The organism is Paenibacillus sp. 1011MAR3C5 (genome assembly GCF_003591485.1).
Lineage (GTDB): Bacteria > Bacillota > Bacilli > Paenibacillales > Paenibacillaceae > Pristimantibacillus.
Genome location: NZ_QZCF01000003.1, coordinates 305,449 through 329,313, shown reverse-complemented (window position 1 = coordinate 329,313; position 23,865 = coordinate 305,449). Strand labels below are relative to the sequence as shown.

At 54.4% G+C, this 23,865-nt stretch carries 14 protein-coding genes; 4 read left to right on the top strand and 10 right to left on the bottom strand.

Annotated features, from left to right (window positions below):
- Positions 1-39: 39 nt before the first annotated feature.
- From D3P07_RS11160 to D3P07_RS11145, 4 genes are all read right to left on the bottom strand, one after another.
- Positions 40-675, bottom strand: a complete 636-nt coding sequence (locus D3P07_RS11160) for a fumarylacetoacetate hydrolase family protein (RefSeq protein WP_119800794.1) — start codon at positions 673-675, stop codon at positions 40-42.
- 88 nt (positions 676-763) lie between these two features.
- Positions 764-2,698 carry an ABC-F family ATP-binding cassette domain-containing protein gene (locus D3P07_RS11155; protein ID WP_119800303.1) on the bottom strand — a complete coding sequence of 645 codons (1,935 nt, stop codon included), beginning with the start codon at positions 2,696-2,698 and terminating at the stop codon, positions 764-766.
- Positions 2,699-2,885: 187 nt separating this feature from the next.
- Entirely contained in the window at positions 2,886-4,271 is a 1,386-nt protein-coding gene (gene fumC / locus D3P07_RS11150) for a class II fumarate hydratase (RefSeq protein ID WP_119800302.1), read from the bottom strand.
- Between the two features lie 118 nt (positions 4,272-4,389).
- A complete protein-coding gene (locus D3P07_RS11145; RefSeq protein WP_119800301.1) occupies positions 4,390-5,058 on the bottom strand; it encodes a bifunctional 2-keto-4-hydroxyglutarate aldolase/2-keto-3-deoxy-6-phosphogluconate aldolase in 669 nt (222 codons plus the stop codon).
- Positions 5,059-5,206: 148 nt separating this feature from the next.
- Here D3P07_RS11145 and D3P07_RS11140 point away from each other — a divergent pair, with 148 nt between their 5' ends.
- Positions 5,207-6,409: a winged helix DNA-binding domain-containing protein gene (locus tag D3P07_RS11140; RefSeq protein WP_259391443.1), complete on the top strand. Its 1,203-nt coding sequence runs from the start codon at positions 5,207-5,209 to the stop codon at positions 6,407-6,409.
- A gap of 276 nt (positions 6,410-6,685) precedes the next feature.
- Positions 6,686-7,360, top strand: coding sequence for a class I SAM-dependent methyltransferase (locus D3P07_RS11135; protein ID WP_119800299.1), 675 nt, complete (start codon positions 6,686-6,688; stop codon positions 7,358-7,360).
- A 487-nt stretch (positions 7,361-7,847) separates the two neighbouring features.
- Here the strand turns inward: D3P07_RS11135 and D3P07_RS11130 are convergent, their stop codons facing one another.
- On the bottom strand, positions 7,848-9,071 hold the full coding sequence (locus D3P07_RS11130) for a multidrug effflux MFS transporter (protein ID WP_119800298.1): 1,224 nt from the start codon (positions 9,069-9,071) through the stop codon (positions 7,848-7,850).
- 121 nt (positions 9,072-9,192) lie between these two features.
- Between D3P07_RS11130 and D3P07_RS11125 the strand changes: the two genes are divergently transcribed.
- Complete coding sequence (locus D3P07_RS11125) at positions 9,193-9,684, top strand: DUF1648 domain-containing protein (RefSeq protein WP_119800297.1); 492 nt, start codon at positions 9,193-9,195, stop codon at positions 9,682-9,684.
- A 218-nt stretch (positions 9,685-9,902) separates the two neighbouring features.
- Here D3P07_RS11125 and D3P07_RS11120 read toward each other — a convergent pair whose 3' ends face one another.
- Positions 9,903-11,084: an MFS transporter gene (locus tag D3P07_RS11120; RefSeq protein WP_119800296.1), complete on the bottom strand. Its 1,182-nt coding sequence runs from the start codon at positions 11,082-11,084 to the stop codon at positions 9,903-9,905.
- Positions 11,084-11,896 carry an undecaprenyl-diphosphate phosphatase gene (locus tag D3P07_RS11115; protein ID WP_119800793.1) on the bottom strand — a complete coding sequence of 271 codons (813 nt, stop codon included), beginning with the start codon at positions 11,894-11,896 and terminating at the stop codon, positions 11,084-11,086. Before D3P07_RS11115 ends, D3P07_RS11120 begins: the two co-directional genes overlap by 1 nt.
- A gap of 174 nt (positions 11,897-12,070) precedes the next feature.
- Here D3P07_RS11115 and D3P07_RS11110 point away from each other — a divergent pair, with 174 nt between their 5' ends.
- Positions 12,071-12,961, top strand: coding sequence for a 3'-5' exonuclease (locus D3P07_RS11110; protein ID WP_119800295.1), 891 nt, complete (start codon positions 12,071-12,073; stop codon positions 12,959-12,961).
- 110 nt (positions 12,962-13,071) lie between these two features.
- Here the strand turns inward: D3P07_RS11110 and D3P07_RS11105 are convergent, their stop codons facing one another.
- The 3 genes from D3P07_RS11105 to D3P07_RS11095 form a co-directional block, all read right to left on the bottom strand.
- Positions 13,072-14,106: a LacI family DNA-binding transcriptional regulator gene (locus D3P07_RS11105; protein ID WP_119800294.1), complete on the bottom strand. Its 1,035-nt coding sequence runs from the start codon at positions 14,104-14,106 to the stop codon at positions 13,072-13,074.
- 214 nt (positions 14,107-14,320) lie between these two features.
- The gene (locus D3P07_RS11100) at positions 14,321-17,320 is read right to left on the bottom strand and encodes a CBM35 domain-containing protein (RefSeq protein WP_119800293.1); all 3,000 of its coding nucleotides are present in this window, start codon (positions 17,318-17,320) and stop codon (positions 14,321-14,323) included.
- 18 nt (positions 17,321-17,338) lie between these two features.
- Complete coding sequence (locus tag D3P07_RS11095; RefSeq protein WP_119800292.1) at positions 17,339-23,836, bottom strand: S-layer homology domain-containing protein; 6,498 nt, start codon at positions 23,834-23,836, stop codon at positions 17,339-17,341.
- Positions 23,837-23,865 lie beyond the last annotated feature (29 nt).

Sequence of the window (23,865 nt, the reverse complement as noted above, 5' to 3'; positions counted from 1 at the left end):
CGACCGGCTTCTTTGTTTTCTTATAATAGTTGTCTGATATTAGCGCATTGCGATACGGCAATCGCCAAGCTTCTCTCCAGCCCAGATCGCTTCCAGCACATCGCCTTCATGAAGCGCCGCTACACCTGCGGGCGTCCCTGTATAGATCAGGTCTCCGGCGCCAAGTCCGTAATGCTCCTCGATATAGTGCACAAGCTCTGTTATGCCGAACAGCATGTCCTTGGAGCAGCCGATTTGAGCGTCCTCCCCGTTGCGCACCAGCTTGAACGTATTTTCTGCCAGCGCAGCTTCACCCGGATACGGAATCCAGCGCCCAAGCGGGGCGGAGTTTTTGAAGCCTTTGGCCGCAAGCCAAGGCTGGCCCTTCGCCTTCAGCTTGGATTGCACGTCGCGCAGCGTCATATCCAGCCCAAGCGTCATGGCGTCGAAGCACTCGCTATCCGCCGCACCCGGACGGTAGGATTCACTTACGCGCAGCACGATCTCCAGCTCGAAGTGCACCTCGCCGACATGAGCAGGCAATACGATCTCGCTTCCATCCATAGCCGCTGCCGCGTGGGACGGCTTCGTGAAGACGAGCGGCTCCTGCGGCACCTCGTTGCCTAATTCGAGCGCATGCAGCCGATAATTCCGGCCGATGCAATAGATGTTCCGAATGCTTGTGTTGTTTGCCATATCCGTATGACCACCTTGTCGCTTCATAATTGTGTACATCCCGTTCTTGATGAACAAATGTAATGCTTCGTATAGATCCGAACGCCAACTAGCCGCGCTTCTGCGCTTCGATCTTCTCTGCGAGCTCATTCAGCTCCGTCCATCGATCCATCAGCGCCTCCAGCTTCTCTTCCGCCTGCTGCTGCTCCGCCGACAGCTCCTGCAGCCTTGCAGAATCGCTGCTGGCAGCTTCCATCGCCTCGGCAATCCGGGTAAGTTCACCTTCTGCTTCTTCGATCCAGCCGTCGATCGACTCGAAATCCTTCTGCTCCTTGTACGACATCTTGAGCGCGCGTTCCCTTGGCTGCTGTTTTGGCGCTTCTGCCTGACTGGCCGCCGCTGCACCTTTGCCAGCCCCCGCCTTGTCAACTGCGGGTTCCGCATGCTCCCGCTTCTCCGCGCTGGACTGGTAATCCGAGTAATTGCCCGTATGATGCGTAATAACGCCGTCCTCAAAAGCAATGATCTTCTCCACCGTACGGTCCAAGAAATAACGGTCATGGGAGACGACGAATACAACGCCCGGGAAGTCGTCCAAATAATCTTCCAGCACGGTCAGCGTCGCAATGTCCAGATCATTCGTCGGCTCGTCGAGCAGCAGCACGTTCGGCGCGCTCATCAGGACTCGCAGAAGCTGAAGCCTCCGCTTCTCTCCGCCCGACAGCTTCGCGATCGGCGTCCACTGCATCGTCGGCGAGAACAGGAACCGCTCCAGCATCTGTCCGGCAGGGATGGTTGTTCCGTCCGCCGTCTTCACCTGCTCCGCTTCCTCGCGGATATATTCAATGACCCGCAGCGTCTCATCCATCTCCTCGCGCTCCTGCGAGAACCAGCCCAGCTTAACCGTCGGGCCAAGCTCTACCGTACCGGAGTCCGGCGCAAGCATGCCCGCAATAAGCCTGAGCAGCGTCGACTTGCCGCTCCCATTCCGGCCTACGATGCCGACCCGATCCTCGGGTACCGCTATGTAGCTGAAGTCACGGATAAGCGTGCGATCGCCATAGCTTTTCGAGATCCCTTCGACCTCTACGATCTTTTTGCCCAGCCGTGAAGAAGCAACGGACAGGTCAAGCTTGCCGTCGGCAGACTTCGGCCCAGCCGCGTTCAAGGCCTCGAACCGATCAATCCGCGCCTTCTGCTTCGTCGTCCGCGCTTTTGCGCCGCGGCGAATCCAGGCCAGCTCGTTGCGCAGCAGATTTTTCCGCTTCGCTTCAGTAGCGGCTTCGCGCTCCTCGCGCTCCAGCTTCAGCTCCAGGAACCGGCTGTAGTTGGCTTGATAGAAATGCGCTTCGCCGCGGTCAAGCTCGATGACCCTATTGCTGACACGGTCGAGGAAATACCGGTCATGCGTAATCATGAGCAGAGCGCCTCTGCGTTTCTGGAGCATCCCCTCCAGCCAGGCGACAGAATCATTGTCGATATGGTTCGTCGGCTCGTCCAAGATAAGCACGTCAGACGGCAGAAGCAATGCGGCCGCCATCGCAACCCGCTTCCGCTGACCGCCGGACAGCGTCTCGACCTGAGCATCGTACTGCTGGATGCCGAGCTTCGAGAGCGCCGTCTTCGCTTCATTCTCAAGCTGCCAAGCCTCCAGCTCATCCATGCGCTGATTGGCGGTAATCAGCGCAGCCTGCAGCTCCTCGCTTTCCGGATTATGCGCGATAGCCTCCATGGCGGCGGCGTAGCTCTGAACGGCTTTGAGCTGGGGCGAATCGCCGCCCAGCACATGCTCAAGCGCCGTCTCGCCGGGCCGGAACACCGGGTCCTGCGCCAGCATTCGTACGACAACCCGATTGCCGACGGAGATCGAGCCGGAATCGGCTTGCTCGAAGCCTGCAATCACTTTCAGAAACGTTGACTTTCCCGTTCCGTTGACGCCGATGATGCCTACCTTGTCGCCATCCTCTACGCCGAACGTCACATCCTTGAACAGCACCTTTTCGCCATATGTTTTCGTTATATGTTCAACTGATAATAAATGCATGTCGCTACCCTACTTTATCCACATGATAGAGCCGCAAGAAACGGCTAACTGTATCATAGCACAGATCAACTTTACTCCGCACCGAATATGACTCCCATGCGCTTTAAGACAGCTCCAGCCGGCAAAAAAACCATCCCCCGGGACGCATACGCCCCAGAGGATGGCTTTTATCTATTCTATCGTTCGATTAACGCTTGCCAATCATGTTCTCAGGGCGGACATACTCATCGAATTGCTCCGAAGTGAGAAGGCCGCTTGCGATCGCCGATTCCTTCAGCGTCAGTCCTTGCTTATGAGCATTCTTCGCGATTGCCGCCGCGTTCTCATATCCGATATGCGGGTTCAGCGCTGTTACTAGCATCAGCGACTGATCCAGATTGCGCTTAATCACCGCTTCGTTCGGCTCAATGCCGACCGCGCAGTTATCATTGAAGGAGATCATCGAATCCGCCATCAGCGCTACGGATTGAATGAAGTTGTACAGAATAACCGGCTTGAAGACGTTCAGCTCGAAGTTGCCTTGGCTTGCAGCCATGCCGATTGCCGCATCATTGCCGATTACTTGGCATACCGCCATCGTCATCGCTTCGCTTTGCGTCGGATTTACTTTGCCCGGCATGATGGAGCTGCCCGGCTCGTTCTCCGGAATGGTCAGCTCGCCGATGCCGCAGCGCGGACCGCTTGCCAGCCATCTGACGTCATTGGCGATTTTCATCAGGTTCGCTGCCAGCGCTTTGATTGCGCCATGCGTGTAGACCATTTGGTCATGGCTCGTCAAGGAATGGAACTTGTTTCTCGCCGTGATGAACGTTTTGCCTGTCAGCGCCGTTACTTCCTCCGCTACCGCAACTGCATAGTCCGGATGCGCGTTAAGCCCCGTGCCTACCGCTGTACCGCCTAGAGCCAGCTCGCGCATCGTATCTACGCTTTGAACCAGCATCGCGCGCGTATTGTCCAGCATGGAGTACCAGCCGCTAATTTCTTGGCCAAGCGTAATAGGAGTCGCGTCTTGAAGATGGGTACGGCCGATTTTAACCAGATCGTTGAACTTCTCCGCCTTCGCATACAGCGTGCCGTTCAGCAGATCCAGCGCCGGAAGCAGCCGGTCCTCTACCGCGATGACGCCTGCGATATGCATCGCCGCCGGAAACGTATCATTGGAGCTTTGGGAACGGTTCACATCATCGTTCGGGTGGATGCGCGTCGCGCTGCCTCTTGCTTCAAGCAATTGGTTGGCGCGGCGTGCCACCACTTCGTTCACGTTCATGTTCGTCTGCGTGCCGCTGCCTGTCTGCCATACGACGAGCGGGAATTCTTCATCCCATTTGCCGCTCAAAACTTCGTCTACCGCTTCGCCGATTACAACAGCCTTCTCTTCGTCCAATACGCCCAGCTTGTGGTTGGCAAAGGCGGATGCCTTCTTCACGATCGCCATAGCGTATACGACTTCGATCGGCATGCGCTCGCCGCTAATTTTGAAGTTTTGCAAGCTGCGCTGCGTTTGCGCGCCCCATAGCTTATCCGCAGGAACTTTGATTTCGCCCATGGTGTCCTTTTCAATCCGGTAATCCATTCAACAAACGACTCCTTTACCTAAGTAATATTAGTCCATGCTTGTACATCCTGTTTCTGTTATAACCCTAATCGCTACTGGAAGCAAGCGCTCCCAGACTCATCCGTGCCGGGAAGGACTAGACGCCCTTCGCTTCACGGTATGCCGCGATATAGGCGGCAGCTTTTTGCTCAATAATGGAGAAGTCTCCCGTCTTTACGGCTTCCTTCGTCAGATCGGAACCGATACCGACCGCAACCGCGCCAGCCTTGATCCAATCCTTCAGGTTGTCCAGCGAAACGCCGCCTGTCGGCATGATGTTCGCTTGCGGCAGCGGTCCTTTGATGGACGGAATAACGCTCGGCGAATACAGGTTGCCCGGGAACAGCTTCACGACGTCAACGCCAAGCTCCAGCGCCGTCTGAATTTCCTGAATCGTCATCGTGCCCGGCATAACCGGAATCGCATAACGGTTGCAAAGCTTGATCGTATCGGCATTCAGCGAAGGAGCGACCACGTATTCCGCACCTGCCAGAATCGCAGCGCGAGCCGTCTCCGGATCTAGCACCGTGCCTACGCCGATAATCGCGTAGTTGTCAGCGTCCGGCGATACGTCGCTGGAATATTCTTTGGACAATTGCTCGATCGCTCTAAGCGCGAACGGCACTGTCATCGTAATTTCAATCGCTTTAATTCCGCCTTTGATGGCGCGGCGGGCCATCTCCGCTACTTCATCCGCCGAATCGGCGCGCAAAACCGCAACAACTCCCGCTTCCGTTAGCTGCTGCAGCACTCTAAGCTTTTTCATGATCCAATCCCTCTTCCTTTTATGTGCTTCTTTGTTCGATAATAGACTTAACCTACGGCCCATTATAGACCTTTTCGGGAAGCGCATCAATCCGAAGACTTGCGCAACTTGTCATGCCGGGGAAAAACAATAGGTAAGGATGCGATAGATGATGGGCGATATACGTCCGACTAACCGTGTGCTTTCATTAAAAAGACTGAACCGCGCGCTGCTGGAACGCCAACTGCTGCTGCAGCGAAGCCGCATCTCGCCGCTTGAAGCGATCGAGAGATTGGCCGGCATTCAAGCTCAAGCGCCGATACCGCCCTATTATGCTTTGTGGAGCAGGCTGGAGAACTTCCAGCCGGAGTCTCTAGCAGATTTGTTAAGCAACCGGCAAGCAATCCGCATCGCCTTGATGCGGTCAACGATTCATCTGGTATCCGCGCGGGATGCCGGATTATTCCGAACAGCGCTTGCTCCGATGATGGAGCGTGCCATCATGAGCTATAACGGCAAAAAGCTGGGCGGTGTTGATCTGGCTCAACTGGTTGCAACAACCGTCAAAATTGCCACTGAGAAACCTATTACATTTGAAGAACTGGGCAAGCATTTGCAACAAGATTGGCCTCAGCATGAGCCTTCCGTTCTCTCGTCGACCGCGCGCAATCTCGTCCCCCTCGCTCAAATTCCGCCCCGAGGAATCTGGGGGCAAGGCGGCGCTGCCAGGCATGTGCCTTTAGCGCATTGGCTTGAGACCGGGCCTGTCAACCAAAGAATAGATGGAGCCAACGACGTTCAAGGACATGAGAATGACGGAATAACCCGCTCAGGCACAGCTGGCAGCGATACGGATGAGAATATCAAGTTGATGCTGTTCCGATATTTAGGTGCATTCGGTCCCGCCTCCGTTAAGGACATGCAGGCATGGTCGGGGTTGACCCGGCTTAAGCCGTATGTCCAGGAGTGGGCACCGGAGCTTGAATGCTTCAAGGATGAAGCAGGCAATGAGCTGTATGATCTTCGGGGCGCTCCGCTTCCGCCGGAGGATACGCCTGCTCCTCCGCGCTACCTGTCCGAATTTGACAACATGCTCATTTCCTACAGCGACCGTACACGAATTATGCCTGCAGCGTACAAGTCAAGAATCATCACGATTAACGGTCTTGTCCGATCGACTTTTTTGACAGATGGCTTCGTGCGCGGCACCTGGACGATAGAAGAGAACAAAGAATCCGCGACCCTTCGACTCCAGCCGTTCGAGCCGATTAACGACGACGATTTGGAATCGCTTCGGGAGGAAGGAACGCGCTTGCTCCATTTTGCCGCGCCGGACAAGCAACCTAGCTTTTCTGTTGTTCCAGTAAGTTAATGGCGTAATTGAATCGAATCCTGTAAACTGCTTTGTCATAGGCTCCCACATGCCCGCATGTGGGAGCCTTGTTATTGCGTGGATGACATCAATCCATGCGATAGCAAGGCCGGTGGTTGCAGTATTTATAGTTTAAAACTATATAGTTTATTTGTTTTATATATTTCAACTATGGATCTTGGATCGTTATGATGAAGGTATCGAATCGATTCGACATCCATACAGCTAGTCTTTTTTGAAAAAAAATCGACTGTCAGATGACGAGGAGGGTTTCACATGGAGAACAACGTAAAAATGCAATTTGATCAAGCAGCCCCAAGCTATGATGACAAGCACGGAAAGCTAATCCCCTGCTATGATGATTTCTACGGCGCAGCGGTAACCTGGACAGAACTGGCTAATGATGCGCCATATATTCTCGATTTGGGCGCGGGTACAGGAAGATTGTCCGCCATGATGCTGGACAAATACCCCGGAGCGCATATCACGCTGGTTGACTTCAGCGAAGATATGCTTCAGAAGGCGAAAGCCCGTTTTGGAGACCATCCCAATCTGGAGTACATTGCCGCGGACTATTTGACCCATGAGTTCGAACGGAATTATTGTGCTGTCGTATCGTCGCTCTCCATCCACCATCTGACTCATGAGGACAAACAAGTTCTGTTCCGCAAAATCCGCTCCCTGCTGAAGCCCGGCGGCGTATTTGTTAATGCAGATCAAGCGGCAGGCTCCTCTCCCGCTTTCGCCGCGGAGTTCAAGCGGTTATGGCTTGAGGCGGTAACCGCCACCGATCTGGAGCCGGAGGATATCGAAGCTTCCAAGAAACGCAGATTGCTGGACATTGACGCCACACTCACCGACCAGCTGCAATGGATGCGCGACGCCGGCTTCTCTGAGGTCGATTGCGTCTACCGCAATCGCGAGTTCACAGTGTTTGTCGCTAGAGCTTAATGATGGTTGTATGTGGATTAGCTGTTTGTCGCAACACTAATGGGACATTTGGAGCTCTGACGGACGTTTAACCGTTTCTCACAACACTAATTTGTCATTTGGAGCTCTTCTGGACATTTAAGCGTTTCTCACAACACTAATTTGTCATTTGGAGCTCTTCTGGACATTTAAGCGTTTCTCACAACACTAATTTGTCATTTGGAGCTCTACCGGACATTTAAGCGTTTCTCGCAACACTAATGTGACATTTGGAGCGCTGACGGACATTTAAGCGTTTCTCACAATGTTATTTTGCGGACCCATCGCAATCCGTACCCGGACCAGCGCCAATCTCCTGTAGTATTAGAACAAGCCGCGCCAATCCGGCGCGGCTTGTTCTAATTAATGCTCATTATAAGTCCAATGATGTGCTTCCGTTCACATTCCGGGGCATGTATTCCATCCGGCGATGGCGCGACTTCGGTTGTCAATCGTACACACGCTCGCATTACTTCCGTTTCGTCAGCAACACGTAGCAGACGAAGGCCGCAAGTACGAGCGACGAGATAACGATGGCGAGCGGAACTGCCGTGCCTTCGCCTCCCAAGCCAACCAACGGCGCAGCAAGGCCGCCGAAGATAAAGGATAGCATGCCGAGCAGAGCCGAAGCGCTGCCTGCGGTTTGCCCTTGATCCTGCAGCGCCAGTGAGGTTGTCGTTGCGGACGTAATGCCCAAGCTGGATACGACCAGGAAGAACCCTGCAACGATCATCGGCAAATCCAGCTTCAAGAAAGCCGTCGCCAACAGCAGCACAGAGCCGCATCCCGCCATCGCCAAACCGCTTATCAGCAGCTTGCGCGCTTCCACCTTGCCTGCCAAACGGCCCGCGATTTGGCTGGCAATAATGATGCCGATCCCGTTCAAGCCAAAGATGTAGCTGTACGTTCTTGGCGTGACATTGTAGATCTCCTGCAGTACAAAGGATGAGCCGGAGATGTATGCGAACATCGCCGCCATCATAAAGCCCTGCGTCATAGCATACCCCATGAAGACGCGATCGCCCGTTAGCTTGCGGAAGATCCGAAGCGTGTTGCCGAGGCCTCCGGACTGGCGGCGCTCCATCGGAAGCGTCTCCTTCAAGCCGAAGTAGATGGCCGCCATCATTAGCAGCCCGGATACGCTAAGAACCGCGAATACGCCTCTCCACGAAGTGAAGTTCAATATTTCTGCTCCAATCATCGGAGCGAGGATCGGGGCAGCCCCGTTAATGAGCATCAATAAAGCAAAAAACTTCGTAAGCTCGACGCCGGAATACAAGTCCCGCACGCTGGCCCGGGCTATGACGATACCTGCCGCCCCGGCGAGGCCTTGCACAAACCGAAGAGCGATAAATGTCCAAATATTGGGGGAGATCACACAAAGCAACGATACGACCGCATAGACGGCAATGCCAATAAGCAGCGGCTTTCTTCTCCCTGTCACATCGCTTATGGGGCCGACGATCAACTGCCCGAGCGCGATGCCGAGCAGGCATGCGGTGAGACTTAGCTGCGCGACTGAGGCCGAAGCTCCCAGTTCTCCAGCAAGCGTAGGCAGCGCCGGCAAATACATATCTATGGATAGCGGTCCGATGCCGGACAGCGCTCCTAATATCAACGCGATCCATAACCGCTTGGATCGACCGACTGGTGTAGTTGTCGCCTGGTTTACGGCAGACTTAGCGGTATTCATGATGGCAACCCTTCTCTCTTCTCTATAGCAGCACAAAAAACATAAGTCCAATTGTACCCCCGAAACTTTATTCTGGCAACCGCGTAGAGGGATACATACATTACCAGAATGAGGTGATTTCATGACCGATCGACCAATCATCCCCATACCCAAAACCAAGCTTGAATGGCTGCTTGATGGATTATCTCTGTTGGCTTTGGCAGTGCCTACTATCTATCTGTTTATGATATGGGGAGATCTTCCGGCAGAGGTGCCGATTCATTTCAACGCTGCAGGCGAAGCGGACGGTTGGGGCGGCAAAGGCACTTCTCTGATCCTGCCCATTATCGGACTGCTCTTGTTCGTCGGGCTGTCGCTGCTGCGCAAAATCCCCCATCACTTTAACTATCCCGTTACATTGACAACGGAAAATGCGGAGAAAAAATATCGACTTTCCATCCAAATGCTCAGCTGGTTGAAATTCGAGATATCGCTGCTGTTCGGCTTCATTCTCTGGAATCTTGTTCGTACCGCGCAAGACCACGCTGAAAGCATGGGCTGGCTCATGCCCGTTGCTCTTGCCGCAATTTTGGGAACCACCATATCCTACACTGTCCGCATCGCTAAAAAGTAAGAGGGACACCGGCTGGCATTCTCCCAAGGATGTTCAAATGCTTCGTTGACGATAGATAGTCTAGTCCACCCGGCCAGGTTCATGCCCCATTGCGCCAATTACGCCATGCAAAGCTCCGGGTGTCCGATTATCATGTACGTATCCGAAAGGCAATACTATTCCAATCAAAGAAGCTCGCCGCTCCCATACCGGGAGAGACGAGCTTCTTTCCATACCTATTACCCTGCCGACGCTCCGTCCACAGCAGCGCCCGATCGGCGCACCATGCCATAAAGCGCGGCAAATCCAGCAACGCCGATCAATGCCATAATTGCGCCAGAGACGTACATCGATTGCGCCCCCATGTTTTGGAACAGCCAGCCGCCGATGATGCCTGCCGCCATGCCGGATACGCCGCCGTAGATTAGCGCGTATACCGCTTGTCCCGAGGCGCGGTATTGCGCCGGCACAAGCAGCGCCGTAAGCTGCGTACCAATATAGTAGAAGCCGCCGAATGTGACGCAGTGCAGCAATTGAACGAATATGATTTGCAACCCGCTATCCGCTCCTGCCATCAGCGCCCATCTTAGCGTGAACAACACGCTGACGAAGATCATGCAAAACATCATCGTTTTGGTATTGCGCTTCAAGTAGCGGTCCAGCAGCAAAAACACCGGAATTTCAAAGATCGATGAGAAAAACGCCGCCCATCCAATCATATCCGCCTGTCCGCCAAGCTCGGCGATGTACAGCGCGATGAAGGTCTGATTCATTGAATTGGGAATCGACAAGACAAGGCCGAGCAGCAAGAAAAGCAGAAACGCCTTGTTCGCAAAAATCGAACGATAATTCGTTTTCTCCGACTTGACCGCAACCTTGGATTCTCCCTTCGGCAAGCCGAACGCGAACAGAATCGACATTAGCATCATTGCCGTATACAAAATCCATAGCCGCTCGATGCCGATCTGCCCGATGATGGGACCGGATGCTGCCGCCAGAACGGCCCAGCCCATCGAGCCCCATAGCCGGAAGGAGCCAAATTTGTACTTCGTCCCCTCAATCGCATTCAGAATCAAGCTGTTGCTTTGCGAGAACATTGGCATTTGGAAGAAAAAGAAAAACAGCATTGCCGTATAAATAACGGTATCAGACTGTGCCAAAAATACAATTTGCATAATGACCGTTGCGCCAGCCATCATAATAAGGATGACGAGGCGAATATTGCGGAATCGGTCGCTTAAGTAGCCCCATAACGGATTGGCGACAATCGACACGATAGGGCCTCCTGCCAGCAGCGCGCCAATCTCCAGCGTCGACCAGCCGATCTTCTGCAAATAGAGGGCGAAAAACGTGCTGTATACCGACAGAGCGCCATAGATGAAAAAATTGAACGCCTTAATGATGTTGTAGGATCTATTCATTAGAGGAATAGAAGCAACAAAATACCTGCCACGAAGCAATAATAGGCGAAATATTTCAAGTTGCCTCTCTCCATGATGTTCATCAGCCATTTCATTGCAAAATACGTAAGTACGAGCGTAGCTAGGAAGGCAATTGCGTAAGGGCCGATCATCGACGACGAGATCGGATCGCTGGAGAAGTCCTTCAGCCCCAATACGACACCGCCAAGACTAATCGGAATATACAGCATAAAGGAGAATCTGAGTGCCGTCTCCTGTCTCATGCCTACCGCAATGGATGCGATAACGGTCGAGCCTGATCTGCTGATGCCCGGAATGAGTGCTACAGCCTGAGCCAAACCGACGATCAAGGCGTCCTTCGTGCTCAGATCGCCATCGCGCTTCTTCCCTCTCAGGTTACGGATCAGCCATAAGGCAACACCCGTCACAAGCAGCGATATCGCTACCATCTTTGCATGCGAGAAGATGCGCTCAATGTCTTCTTGGAACAAGAAGCCAATCAAGCCTGCCGGGATGGTGCCAAGCACCACATAAACGATAAACATAAAGTCCGACTTGTACTCCGCCTTGCGGGTACGAATGAAACGGTATCCGTTTACGATCAACCGCCCGATCATCGCCCTATAGATGAATAAAATCGCGATTAACGAAGCCGTGTTCAGGAATACTTCAAATGAAAGACCTTCTTGCTCCATTCCCATCAACTCACGGGCAATGATGACATGTCCGCTCGACGAGACCGGAATCGGCTCCGTGAAGCCTTGAACCGCGCCCAGCACCAAATACTTCAGCCACAAAATAAACTGTTCCATATGCTTTTTCGCTGCCTCCACTCTCTGTCTCTTAAGCTTTCTACCGTTCCTAGTATATACGATTTCAATAGCCATTGAAATTACAATACTGTCACATTGCGATCCGCTGCTACGCATTCACGGCGCAAATCTGCTAGAATGTATAATGCACGCCATTAACCGGAGGTTATCGAATTGGATTACATCGTGTTGGACATTGAATTTAACGGGCGCAAATTCGCCAGCGATCTGCCCATGGAAGTTATCGAGATCGGGGCTGTGCGTCTGAACGCCGCTCTTCAACCTATAGACGAATTTACCGCATTTATTAAGCCGGTTTACTTTCCGAAGCTGAACTCCTTTATTCAGAAAAAGACGGGCATTCCGCAAGAGTCCATTAATTCCGCAGCTGGATTTCCGAAGGTCATCCGCGAATTCCTGGCATGGCTCGGCAAAAGCGAGCAGCCGGTGCTCGTCACATGGGGCGGAGAAGACTTGAAGCGGATTGTGCTTGATACTCGCATGCATAAGATGGACGATGCCTACTGGCTCGCCATCCCCTATTATGATTTATTGAAAGGCTATATACGTGTAAAAGGCCTAACCAACGATGTCAGTGTGGAAGCCGCCTTGACCGAGCTGGGCCTGTCTTCAGACGGTTCAGCGCACCGGGCGCTGGACGATGCCCGCATGACGGCCGATATCTTCCGCAGCATATATGGACAGTTGGACTTCAGCTATACGCAGTATTACAAGGATTTGTACACAAACGCCAAGGAACGCAGGCTGGTGAAAAATGCAATCCGGCTGCTCCGTTCCCAGAAGCTGGAGCCGACATGGGAGTCGTTCGCCCAGCACGTGCTGAAGGACAAAGTAAAGCTGGATGACCCGCGCAAGGAAGCGGAGATGAAGAGCTACTTCCAGGCAGAACTGGATAAACAAGCGAGCAAGCCGCTGCCCGAGAAGAAACCGGTAAAGGCCAAAGCCACACTACCATCTGAGCCTAATGCGTCCGAAGACCATACATCGGCGCAGGATATACCATCAGATGCCAATAATGAAATTACAGATTCCGAGAAGCTATAACCGAATAATCAGACTGGGATATACGTAAAAGATCGCAGAATGCGCCTCACATCGGCGTTATCTGCGATCTTTTTGCATAACATCATTTGTGGTCTGATATTCCGGCTGCTTCACACCGGAGGAGCCCCTGTCGTTTCCCTGACGATCAGTTCGACAGGCAGTGCAACCTGCCTCTTCACGATTGGGTTGCCGTCGATTTGGTCCAGCAGCATCCGGACTGCCTCTTGGCCCTTCTCCAAAATGTTTTGAGCGACGGTCGTTAGCGACGGCGATGTATAGTTCGACATAAAGAGATTATCGAAGCCGACGACCGAATAATCTCTCGGCACCCCCTTGCCAAGCTCTCGCAATCGCTTCAGCAGCCCCATCGCGCTGACATCTGAGAACGAGAAGATAGCCGTTACATCCCCCATTTCTGTCAAACGGTCCGCAGCCTGATAGCCTCCCTCCAGTGAGGTCGGGAGCTTAATCATCAGCTTAGGATCATAGGCAATGCCCGCTTCATCCAGTGCATCCCGATAGCCGAGCCAGCGCTCATAGAGAACGCCGTAATACGCTATACGCTCCAGCGGAATATCGCCGATCAGCAGTGCAATGCGCCGATGGCCCTGCTCGATCAGGTAGCGAGTCGCCCGGCAGCTGCCCTTCCGGTCTTCCAGATACACTTGCAGCAGCTTGGGGTCAGCCAGATAGCTGTCGATGAATACTGCAGGCAGCCCCATCTCCAGTACACGGTCGACTGCTTGCGAGCCTTCATTCGCACCTACGACAATCACCCCGTCAAGACGCCGCTCCTTCACAAAGGAAAACGTCTCTGTGCTCTCATCGATCCCGGCCAATATAATATGAAACTTCCGATCGCGGGCGCCTTCTTCTACCCCAGCCAGCAGATCCCAATAGAACGGGTTGTCCTGTAAGCGGCCAGGCTGCATCGTCGGCACGACCAGTCCAATCAGATCGCTTCGCTTCGTCTTCAAGTTGCGGGCCGTCAAGTTCGGCGAATAGCCCAGCTCCGCGATGATTTTCTCAATCTTTTGCCTGGTGGCGACGGATACCCGGCCCTTGCCGTTCATCACATTAGATACAGTGGCAATGGATACGCCTGCAGCCTGAGCTACATCCACAATATTGATATCCGGTTTCATTTCCTCTGATGCTCCCTTTCCCGTACGTTCCGTTCATGACTTGCCTAAACGTTTTATCACATTATAGCTTATCGAACGCCGCTCTGAAAACCTATTCTTGGGAAATATTGAAAAAGGAATGAACCGGCTCTCCAAACCCGGTCCATTCCTCATCTCGCTGCATGATGCGGGCTCACGCCCGCTCAGCTTTCCTTACAGGCTTAGGACTCAAAGTCTACCAGCCCGAGTTGCCGCTGCCGCGGATAATCGTATATTGATTGTTCGGATTCGACAACCCGCCCGATGCCGCTCCTGTCACGGTTACATTGCTGAAAGCCCCGGATCCGCTCACCCTGTCAAAGACGAGCCCGTACGTTCCCGCTCCGTCGATGCTGACATTGCTGACCGATAGGTTCGTGATGGTCTGATTATAGCTCAGCTTAATGCCCTCATAGGTGCTGCTGTTTAGCTGCAACTGGTCGATGACAATCGGCGACGTAATGCTCTGATTCTCCGCATAGATCCATAGTCCGCCGAAGCTTAAGTTCCAATTGCGCTCCCAGCCTCCTGTCCGATTCAGTGTATTGCGCCGTACTTCCGTCGTGCCGCTGAACGGGATAGCGTTAAATCTGGTGCTGATGACAATGCCGGCAGATGCTGTTACCGTATCGGAGCCGATATTGTCCCATACCTTATTGTCCTTGCCCCCGTAGATCGCGTAGGCATTCGCCAGGACAGGCACCTGCGCCGTATTGTATCGGAACATGCTGTTTTCGTTCGGGATACCGTCCGACCACATCGCAAAAGCATCGTCTCCCGTATTCCGTACGCTGAAATGGCTGACCGTCGTATTTTTAACGCCGCCATGGAAGTTCACGCCGTCTGCCCATGTATTGCGGATTCGGCCGCCCGCCATATACAGCCCGTCTGTACCGGATTGAAGCCAGATGCCGACTTTCATATGCTCGACCCATACGTTCTGGATGAGCGAGCCCGTGCCGAAGTTGCCTTCGAATGCGGCATGGTCAGCCCCATCATTGCGATTGAGAGAATCTCCGAAAATCGCGAGATCAGCGATGGTGACATCGCCTCCGACTCCGTAGAAGCCGCCCTTGCCGCCTGTGCCCTGAAGCGTGGTATGCCACATGCCCGCTCCGCGTATTTGGACGCCGCTGACGTTCACCCGATCGTTCATGCGGAAGACACCCGCTGGAATCCAGACGCCGGCTTTGCCTGTTGATTTGGCATTCTGAATCGCGTCGCGAATCGCTTGCGTGTCATCGCCATTATCTCCCGCTACCGCGCCGAAGCTTGTAATGCTCACAAAGTTCGCCGGCATGGAGTAAGCCACTTCTGCCTCCTCCAGATTAATGAGGTCGATCGTATAATAAGCAGCCGTATCACCTGCATCCTTCTGAAGCCTAACGGTAGCGCCCGCAGGAATAGCTGCTGTCAGGAAGCGGCTCTCGTCATAGAAGCGATGTCCTTCGCCGCCCGATGGGTTATCGTGGTATGGATACTCTCCGTAGGTCCAGGCATAACGGGACGATAAGGCAAGCGTTCCAGACTTCGTTCCGTTCACATACAAGCTGAGCGTCCCGCTTGTGCCTCCGCCTCCCGGCGCATCCGGCATGCTGTAGCGGATTACGATCGAATTAGCTGCCTTTGGCGCTGTCCACTGCACATAATGTCCAGTCTGGGTCAGCTTGACTGCTCGGCGCCCGGAAGACTCCGATTCCACGGTCAAATATTGCCTGCTTGGCGACAGCACCTGAGCATTGGTCACACCGTCTTCCGCCTCAAGCTCCTGATATGGGACAGTAGCTCCACGGCTCGCAAGCGGCGTTGCTTCTGCTACAGTCAAGGCATCAATCCCTACGCCCCCGCTGTTCCCATTATCATATTGATAGGATATTGTGTTCAGCCCACGGCGCAAATTCAGCGTCTCCGTCTTGGTTCCCCAAGCGGTCGAGCCGCCTGTTGAAGCAAGCGTAGTTGTCTTGGCTAGCAGACCATTCACATAAATATTAAGCGTTCGGTTGCCGCCTGTTCCGTTTCCGTAGCGAAGCGTGACCTCCGTCTCGCCGGATGCACCCTGATTCACAGTGAAAATCACTCGGGCGCCGACGCCGGTAAAGCTCTGGACATAATTCGCCGCTTTGGTCACACTGCCGGATATGAATTGATCCTCCGCCTCATACGTGTAGCCTGTCCCCGGCGATGGGGTTGGCGTTGGTGTTGGTGTCGGCGTTGGTGTCGGCGTTGGTGTCGGCGTTGGTGTCGACGTTGCCGTTGGTGTCGGCGTTGGTGTCGGCGTTGGTGTTGGTGTCGGGGACGGAACCACGCCCCCGCTGACATCGATTTTATCCAAATTCACATTGCCGGAATCGCTTGTATCGAACTGATAGCGTATCGTATTTGCGCCCGCATTCAGCGTGATCTGCTCCGTCGCCGTTGCCCAGGCATTCCAACCCGAGCTTGCTGCGAGCGATAACTGCTTGGACTTGACGCCGTTCACGTACAGGCTTAAAGTTTTCGTACTTCCCGTGCCGTTCGCATAGCGGAGTGCAACGCTGTATGGGCCTGCTGCGCCAGCCTGAACCGTAAACTGTACGGCAGCACTGCCTTTATTGCCGTCCGTGAATCCGCCGACAAAGCCGCTGCCGGAATAACCGGCATGCTCAGCAGATACGACGGCTCCGCCGGTTAAGGCCGCAAGCTCCGCTTCATACGTATTGCCGCCAGGCGGTCCCGAGGCATTCACGTCGATTTTGTCCAAATTCACATTGCCGGTGTCGCTAGAGTCAAACTGATAGCGGATCGTATTGCTTCCTGCTTGAAGCGGAACCGTTTCGGTCGCAATTGTCCATAAACTCCAGCTCGAAGTAGCAGGCAACGAAATTTGCTTAAGCTTCGTGCCATTCACATACAGACTGAGCGTCTTGGCGCTTCCCGTGCCGTTCGCATAACGCAAGGCAATCTGGTGTGAACCTGACGCTGCTGCCATCACGGTGAACTGGACGGCGGCACTGCCTTTATTGCCGTCTGTGAAGCCGCCAACAAAGCCGCTGCCGGAATAGCCGGCATGCTCCGTGTTGACAGCCGCCCCTCCGAAGAGGGCGGCGGCTTCCGCTTCATAGGAAGCGGCATTCACGGAGGGAGCCAATGTAATTAAGGAAAGCGTCATACAGATTGCCATTAATAATGACAGTTTAGTTTTGAATGTGCCTGACATAGGTCATCACGATCCTTTTCATGAATTGGAAGAATGATCGTTGCCAATGAAGCCTCTTTTCTCCAGCATCCGGCTGATTAATGCCGCTGCTTCGGCGCGAGTCGCCGTGCCCTTCGGATCAAGCCGCATGCCCGGCTTGCCTTCCACTAGACCAAGTGCAGCGGCTGCCGACATATCCTTTGCCGACCAAGACGACACTAGCGACTGATCCGCATAGCCGTCAAGCTCCGTCTCCCCGGATGCAGGAGCGCCGGTCAGGCGATATGCCCGCATTAGCAGTACGACCAGTTCCTCGCGTGTCAATCGGTTGTCCGGCCTCCATGTCCCGTCTCCATAGCCGGTAACCAGTCCGTAGGCCGAAGCTGCACCTACTGCCGGTTCATACCAGCTGCCGGTTGCGACATCGCTGAAGCCTTCGGCTTTCTTGCCCGGCAAGCCAAGCGCGGCAGTCAGCATAGCCAGAAATTGCGCTCTTGTCACAGCCTCATCCGGACAGAACAAGCCGTCTTCCATGCCATTGACGATCAGGCGGGAGGCCATGGCATTCACTTCCGTCCTGGACCAATGCTTCTTCACATCCTCGAATGCTTTCGGTTCGTCGATGACAGCATACGTACTATTCGTCACACTGCGAATGATGGCTTCCTGCGTTCCATCCTCCTTCATGCGAAAGACAGTAGGAACATGGCGGAACCGACCCAAACCTTCGTCGAACACAACTCCTGTCGCTGAATCAGGCGAGATGCCTTCGGCAACCGGGATTGTCCTTTTAACGAAGCTGCTTCCAAATTCTCGAACTGGAACAGCCGAGCCATCTTCCCCCTGCAGGAATAGCTCGAAGTTATACAGACGGCTTTTCAGAGTAATACCTGTCTTCTCTGACAGCTGCTGCGCCTCAGAGTCGCTCGCCGCTCTCATCAGGACGCGGATAGCGACTGAACCGCCTTCTTGCAGCAAACCTTTAAGCAATTCCAACGAAAGTGCATATTCGGCGTCTGCAAATCGAATGCTCACCACACCATTCGGCGCTGCAGCATAGCCGCGAATGACCGCTTCTGCTGGAATGATCAACGCTGCTTCATCCGCTCCTGCTCCCATGGAAATGACAGCTTCCGAGCTCCCTTGGCCCACTGACTCCGTGAGAGCTCTAACGAATGCCTCTGTGCGCACCTTCGCCTCTCTTGCCCTTGTGCCGTCAGGTTTAGTCGAGATGTGGTCGCCTTCCAACAATCCATCGTCATTGCCGCCACTCGCACCCGGCTGGCCGGTATTAGGCGTACTCTGTACGCTCACCTGTACGGACAGTGCAGCCTCCGTCCAGTTGCCGCCCTCATCCCTGGCTTCAACGGTGAAGGTCATGCGGCTTCCGCCCAGCAAGCCCGTAATGCTCGCCTCCTGCTTCGAGCCTACAACTAGAAGATAACCTGTATCCCATGCGATCCGATAGGATGCAATGCCGGAGTTATCGCTTGCTGCAGGCCATCTGAGTGAAACGCTGCCCGCCGCACCGGAGCGGCCCTCAAGAGCAGCATCCTCTCCCCAAACCGGCGCCTCCTTGTCCGATACGATTAAGCTATAGTATCTGCGCTTCCCGCCAAACTCAGCGGTCAGCATCGTCTTACCACCCCGCAGCGCCGTGACAGTGCCCTCTTCCGAGACAGTAGCGATAGACGGATGGAGAATACTCCAATCAGCTTTCGCTTGGTCTAGCCCCCCTGCCGCGAGCACAGCCGCAGCAAGGGCAGATTGTCCCGTTTCCATATGGAATGGCGCAGCAGCAGAATCTCCTAATGTGGCGTAGAAGCTGTTGCTCATGAAGTTATAAGCATGATCCTTCTCCTCTAGCGTCAGTCCGGCTGCACCATCCAGATAAGGTCCGACACGCGCGTCTCTTACCAGCGTATTGCCCATCAGCGCCGAGCCTGTTATATTGCCGGATGCATGAATGCCCCAAGTTCCAGCACCGTCTACAACGTTGCCGTCCAACACCATTCCTTCTGTGAACTGCTCACCCAGGAAGGATATGCCCTGATAAGTGCTGTCCCTCATAATATTGTTATGAATGCGGATATCCCCCGTCATCGGCTTATCTCCCGCGAAGAGGAACAAGCCGCCGAAGTCAGCTGGCCAGTTATGCTCGCGGCTGCCGGTACGGATCATCGTGTTGCGGGCAACTACCGCCGTTCCTTCGAACAGCTCCGGCATATGTCTGGTGCTTATGCTGATGCCCGCACCGAAGGCGACCGTGTCGGAGACGATATTATCCGTCACCTGCACGTCCTTGCCTCCATATACCGCAATATTGTTCGACAGCCAAGGCAGCTCGACGGTATTGAAGCGGAATATATTTCCGGCCGATTGCTCACCGCTTGCCCATAACGCCATGCCGTCATCACCCGTATTGCGGATCGACAACTGCTCTGCCATGGAGTGCTGCGTGCCGGTGCTGAAGTTAATGCCATCCGCATACGTATTGCGGATTTGAACTCCCGCAACATACAGCCCTCCCGTATGCAGGGCCATGCCATCGCTTCTTTCCTTTGCCGTAGACCAAATACCGGTCTTCGTACGCTCGATGCGCACATGCTGAATGGTCGAGCCCTTGCCGAACGCTCCGTCGAAGCCGGATTCCTCCAGCTCGTCGCGGCGGACATCCACTTCTCCATCGATAGCAAGGTCATACACCCGAATATGATCGCCAACGCCCATAAATCCGCCGCCAGCCAGCAGCGTATGCCACTTGCCCGCTCCGCGAATGGTCACATCGGCGATTTCAAGCGGCCCGCCTTCCAGCTCATAACGACCTGCTGGAATCCAGACGCTTTTGCCGGCCTTCTTGGCCGCTTCAATCGCCCGCACGAAAGCTGCTCTGTCATCCTTGCCATCATCTGCGATCGCGCCGTATTGCAGCACAGACAGATAGCCTTCTGGCATCGTATAAGGCGCATCAGCCAGCGCAGTCTCCAGAAGATCGATTACGACATAGGAGACAGCTGCATCCCATTCCTTTGCAATGCGAATCTCGGCGCCTGCCGGCACTTCCTTGACAGCAAAGCTTGCTTCGTCATAGAAACGGTGCGCGTCACCGTCTGCCGGATTGTTGGTCCACGGATAACTTCCGTATACCCATGCATAACGGGATGACAGAGTCGTCCCTTCCTGCTTCTGTCCGTTCACATACAAGCCGATCGGCGTCTCCAGACCATCTCCATCCTCGGAATCCGGGATAGCGTAACGGATGGTCAGCCTGTTCGCCGGCTCACGCAGCGTGAACTGAATATAGTCGCCTTCATCCTCAAGCATGACAGCCTGCCGACCCGATGCTTCGGAGGCTAGACTCTTGTAAGTCCGGCTTGCCTCAAGCACAGCCGCATTAGTCGTGGCATGCTCCGCTTCATAAAGCGTGTAATCCAGTGATGCGCCGCGATAAGCTGGCGGTACGGCATCTTGAACGGTTAACTGGTCCAGGAAGAGCGGCACCACTCCCTGCGCGTATTCCAGTGTGACTGTGTTCAGACCCTTGCGAAGCGGCAACTGCACGCGCTGCTCCTGCCAATCATCCCAGCCTCCGGTGGATGCGAAGGAGATGCGGCGGTCATGCAGTCCATTGACTGAAACCGACAGCTGCCCAGCTGTCTTCGCGCCGTTCGCATAACGCAGGGTCGCGCTGTATGTGCCTGCTTCATCCGCGTAGACAGCGAATACGGCCGAATCTCCTTTGGCCTTAAACCCTTCAATAAACCCGTCTCCCGAATACCCTCTTGCTTCCTTCGAAGCCTGAACATCGCCTGTTACAAAAGCCTCTTCCGCTTCAAGAACTACGTCTGAGCGAACTGGAGCAAGCTGGAATAGCTGGTGGATTCCAGGCTTCGTAATATCGCCCGCTTCGAGACGTATACTGCTGCCTATAATTCCAAGCATCATGCCTTCGTTCTCCGGACGGAAGAAGATCATGTCTCCGCTTCGCTCTACTCCTGCCCAATACGCGCCTTCAGGCAGCAGCCCGCCAGGAGCCGCTTCCTTCATTACCGCTCCATCTGGAGTCCAGACCAAGAAACGCCCAGTGCTCGTATTTTGAATCAGCTTATAGCCGTTTTCATCCCAGAATTGCCATACCTGATTTTCTGCCTTGTCAGCGGCCACCTCGAAGCTGACTCCGCTTCCCGATGCTGTCAGCAGCTTATTCCCTTGACCAATGCGCACAGTGCGGCGATCGGCCAGACGGGCAGTCATAACCGGCTCGGATGATGCATCCGGCTCGCCAATGACGCTCTCCTCCGGAGCAAGCTGCAGTTCCCACTGGAGATCGGCCGATTCGATAGACTGGAGCGATTGCTGGGCATAGCCCGCGCGATCCTTCAGATGAACATACTCCTGAGACTTCGAAGCGCTGCGGATCAATAGATGGACACCGTCTGGCGCAGACTCCAGGAACCACTGCTCCGTCAGAGATGCCTCTGTTAACGACAGGCTCTCTAGAAATGCCGTTCCCGAACGTGAACTGACCTTATGTCCCGTGGCGCGGTTGACTATGCTGTAGCCTTCGCCGGTATTGAGGGGCGGCACCAGCAGCCAGTGTGATCTGCCATCCTTTTCTTCCACATCCCCGTACAGGACGACGCCGTTTTCATTTTCGTACAAATAAGTGCCGTTGCCCGCATTTTGCCAGCGAACAGGCGCCTCCGGCACCTCAATCGGCAGCAGCGCCGGAGCCGGCTCCAGATGCCATCTGGCGCTTCCCCAATCCGAAGGAATCGGGCTAGACTGCGCATAACCCGTCGCATCCTGAACGTGGATGACTTGATCCGTCCGATAGGCGTTCGTCAGCACGAATAGCCCTGCGGCAGGCTCGGATACAGTCCATTTGGCGCTTGTCCAGCTCTCTTCAACCGTCCCGCTCAGCAAAGGGAGCAAGTGGGGATCGTTCTCCGCCGTCATGCCCTCCACATGAATGTAATGTCCGGTCAGCCGGTTCTGAACCCGCTTCAGACCGCCTCCTGCATCAGCCAGCAGCCAATGGGAAGACGCATCCTCCAGCTCGGGATCGCCGTACTTTACTTTGCCGTCTTCCTCATAGAGTGTCTTGCCGGTGTAGTCGTTGGTGAACCGGACGTAGGACGGCCCCTCATCCTTGACCGGTACAAAACGCCATTGCGGACTTCCCCACTCCTTAGGGATAGGACCGTACTGGGCAAAACCAAGCTTTTTCTCCGTATGCAAATAGCTGCCCTCGGACTCTGGACTGCGGATCAGCTTATTGCCCGCCGTCTCCAAGTTATCGATAACCCATAGCTGGCCTTCGCCATTGTCCCGCTTCTCCTCGACCGCAACAGCCGTCCGGTCGCCGGCCACGCCATTCAAGCTGAAGTAGCGCCCGGTCTCGCGGTTTTGAAGCCGGTGATAACCGCCATCCTCCTCGATGCTCCAGTGGCCGCGAGTATCGCCGGCTTGCATATTGCCGTATGCCAGCTTGCCTCCGTCGTCGAACAGATACAGCTCCAGCCAATCATTTTGGATACGGATATAGGAAGGTCCTTCCCCTGGAGGCTCCGGATTGTACGGATACTTCACCGTTACAGCCTGGACCGACCACTGTACCGTTCCCCAATTCGGCGGGATGCTGCTGGACTGGGCATATCCTGTTTTATCCTCAACATGGACATAATGCCCTTCGTTCGCAGCATGCTGAATGACGACCAGCTCCGGTGTAACCGCATTCATAATCTGCCATTCGATCAGGCCGGGATCGCTTGCCTCCGCCTTATCCAACAGCTCTAGCGGACTAAGATGCCCTTGCCAGTTGGCGGTAGAGATATAAGCTCCGGATTGTTTGTTATAAATACGATGGATGCCGCCATCCTCTTCAATCACCCAATGAGAGGCGGGATCGGCTTCATCGGCGTCGCCGTATCCGACCTTGCCGCCGACAACTGTCAGATATGCCCCGGTGTAGCTGTTCTTGAACTGTACGTATTCAGTAACCGGCTCAAGCTGCCACTGCACGGTTCCCCAGTTGGGCGGAATTGCGCTTGCCTGCGCGTAGCCGGTACGATCCTCGATATGAACGTAATGGGAGGACTCCGAATCGCTTTGAATGACTACATAGCCTTCTGTAACCGCATTCATAACATGCCATAACATAGTTGGATCATCGCTAGCCTCGGCTAGCTCCACTGGACTCAGATGGCTTGCTTCTGCTGGGATGGACATATAGAGTCCGGTCTCGCGATTCTGGAGACGCTGCTTGCCGTCATGCTCCTCTACGATCCAGTGAGACGCCCGGTCGGTTTCTACCGGCGCTCCGCAACTGACCTTACCGTTCTGGGCTTGCAAATAATCACCGGTATACATGTTTTTGATCCGGACATAGCTTTCTTGTTCGGTCTTCGCTTTGAACTCCGCTTGCGCTCCCTCTGCAGCCAGCCCCTTCCCGCCCGGATAGACGGGAGTGGCTCCAGCCAGCAGAAGAAGCGCCAGTGCAATGACTGCCATACGGCGCATCCATAATTGACGCATTGACGCAGCTCCTCCTTTGATTAACTTTT

Excerpts from the sequence above, each read along its gene's own strand:
- D3P07_RS11160 (WP_119800794.1), bottom strand. The coding sequence starts at position 675 with ATGGCAAACAACACAAGCATTCGGAACATCTATTGCATCGGCCGGAAT.
- D3P07_RS11155 (WP_119800303.1), bottom strand. The coding sequence starts at position 2,698 with ATGCATTTATTATCAGTTGAACATATAACGAAAACATATGGCGAAAAG.
- fumC (WP_119800302.1), bottom strand. The coding sequence starts at position 4,271 with ATGGATTACCGGATTGAAAAGGACACCATGGGCGAAATCAAAGTTCCT.
- D3P07_RS11145 (WP_119800301.1), bottom strand. The coding sequence starts at position 5,058 with ATGAAAAAGCTTAGAGTGCTGCAGCAGCTAACGGAAGCGGGAGTTGTT.
- D3P07_RS11140 (WP_259391443.1), top strand. The coding sequence starts at position 5,207 with ATGATGGGCGATATACGTCCGACTAACCGTGTGCTTTCATTAAAAAGA.
- D3P07_RS11135 (WP_119800299.1), top strand. The coding sequence starts at position 6,686 with ATGGAGAACAACGTAAAAATGCAATTTGATCAAGCAGCCCCAAGCTAT.
- D3P07_RS11130 (WP_119800298.1), bottom strand. The coding sequence starts at position 9,071 with ATGAATACCGCTAAGTCTGCCGTAAACCAGGCGACAACTACACCAGTC.
- D3P07_RS11125 (WP_119800297.1), top strand. The coding sequence starts at position 9,193 with ATGACCGATCGACCAATCATCCCCATACCCAAAACCAAGCTTGAATGG.
- D3P07_RS11120 (WP_119800296.1), bottom strand. The coding sequence starts at position 11,084 with ATGAATAGATCCTACAACATCATTAAGGCGTTCAATTTTTTCATCTAT.
- D3P07_RS11115 (WP_119800793.1), bottom strand. The coding sequence starts at position 11,896 with ATGGAACAGTTTATTTTGTGGCTGAAGTATTTGGTGCTGGGCGCGGTT.
- D3P07_RS11105 (WP_119800294.1), bottom strand. The coding sequence starts at position 14,106 with ATGAAACCGGATATCAATATTGTGGATGTAGCTCAGGCTGCAGGCGTA.
- D3P07_RS11100 (WP_119800293.1), bottom strand. The coding sequence starts at position 17,320 with ATGTCAGGCACATTCAAAACTAAACTGTCATTATTAATGGCAATCTGT.
- D3P07_RS11095 (WP_119800292.1), bottom strand. The coding sequence starts at position 23,836 with ATGCGTCAATTATGGATGCGCCGTATGGCAGTCATTGCACTGGCGCTT.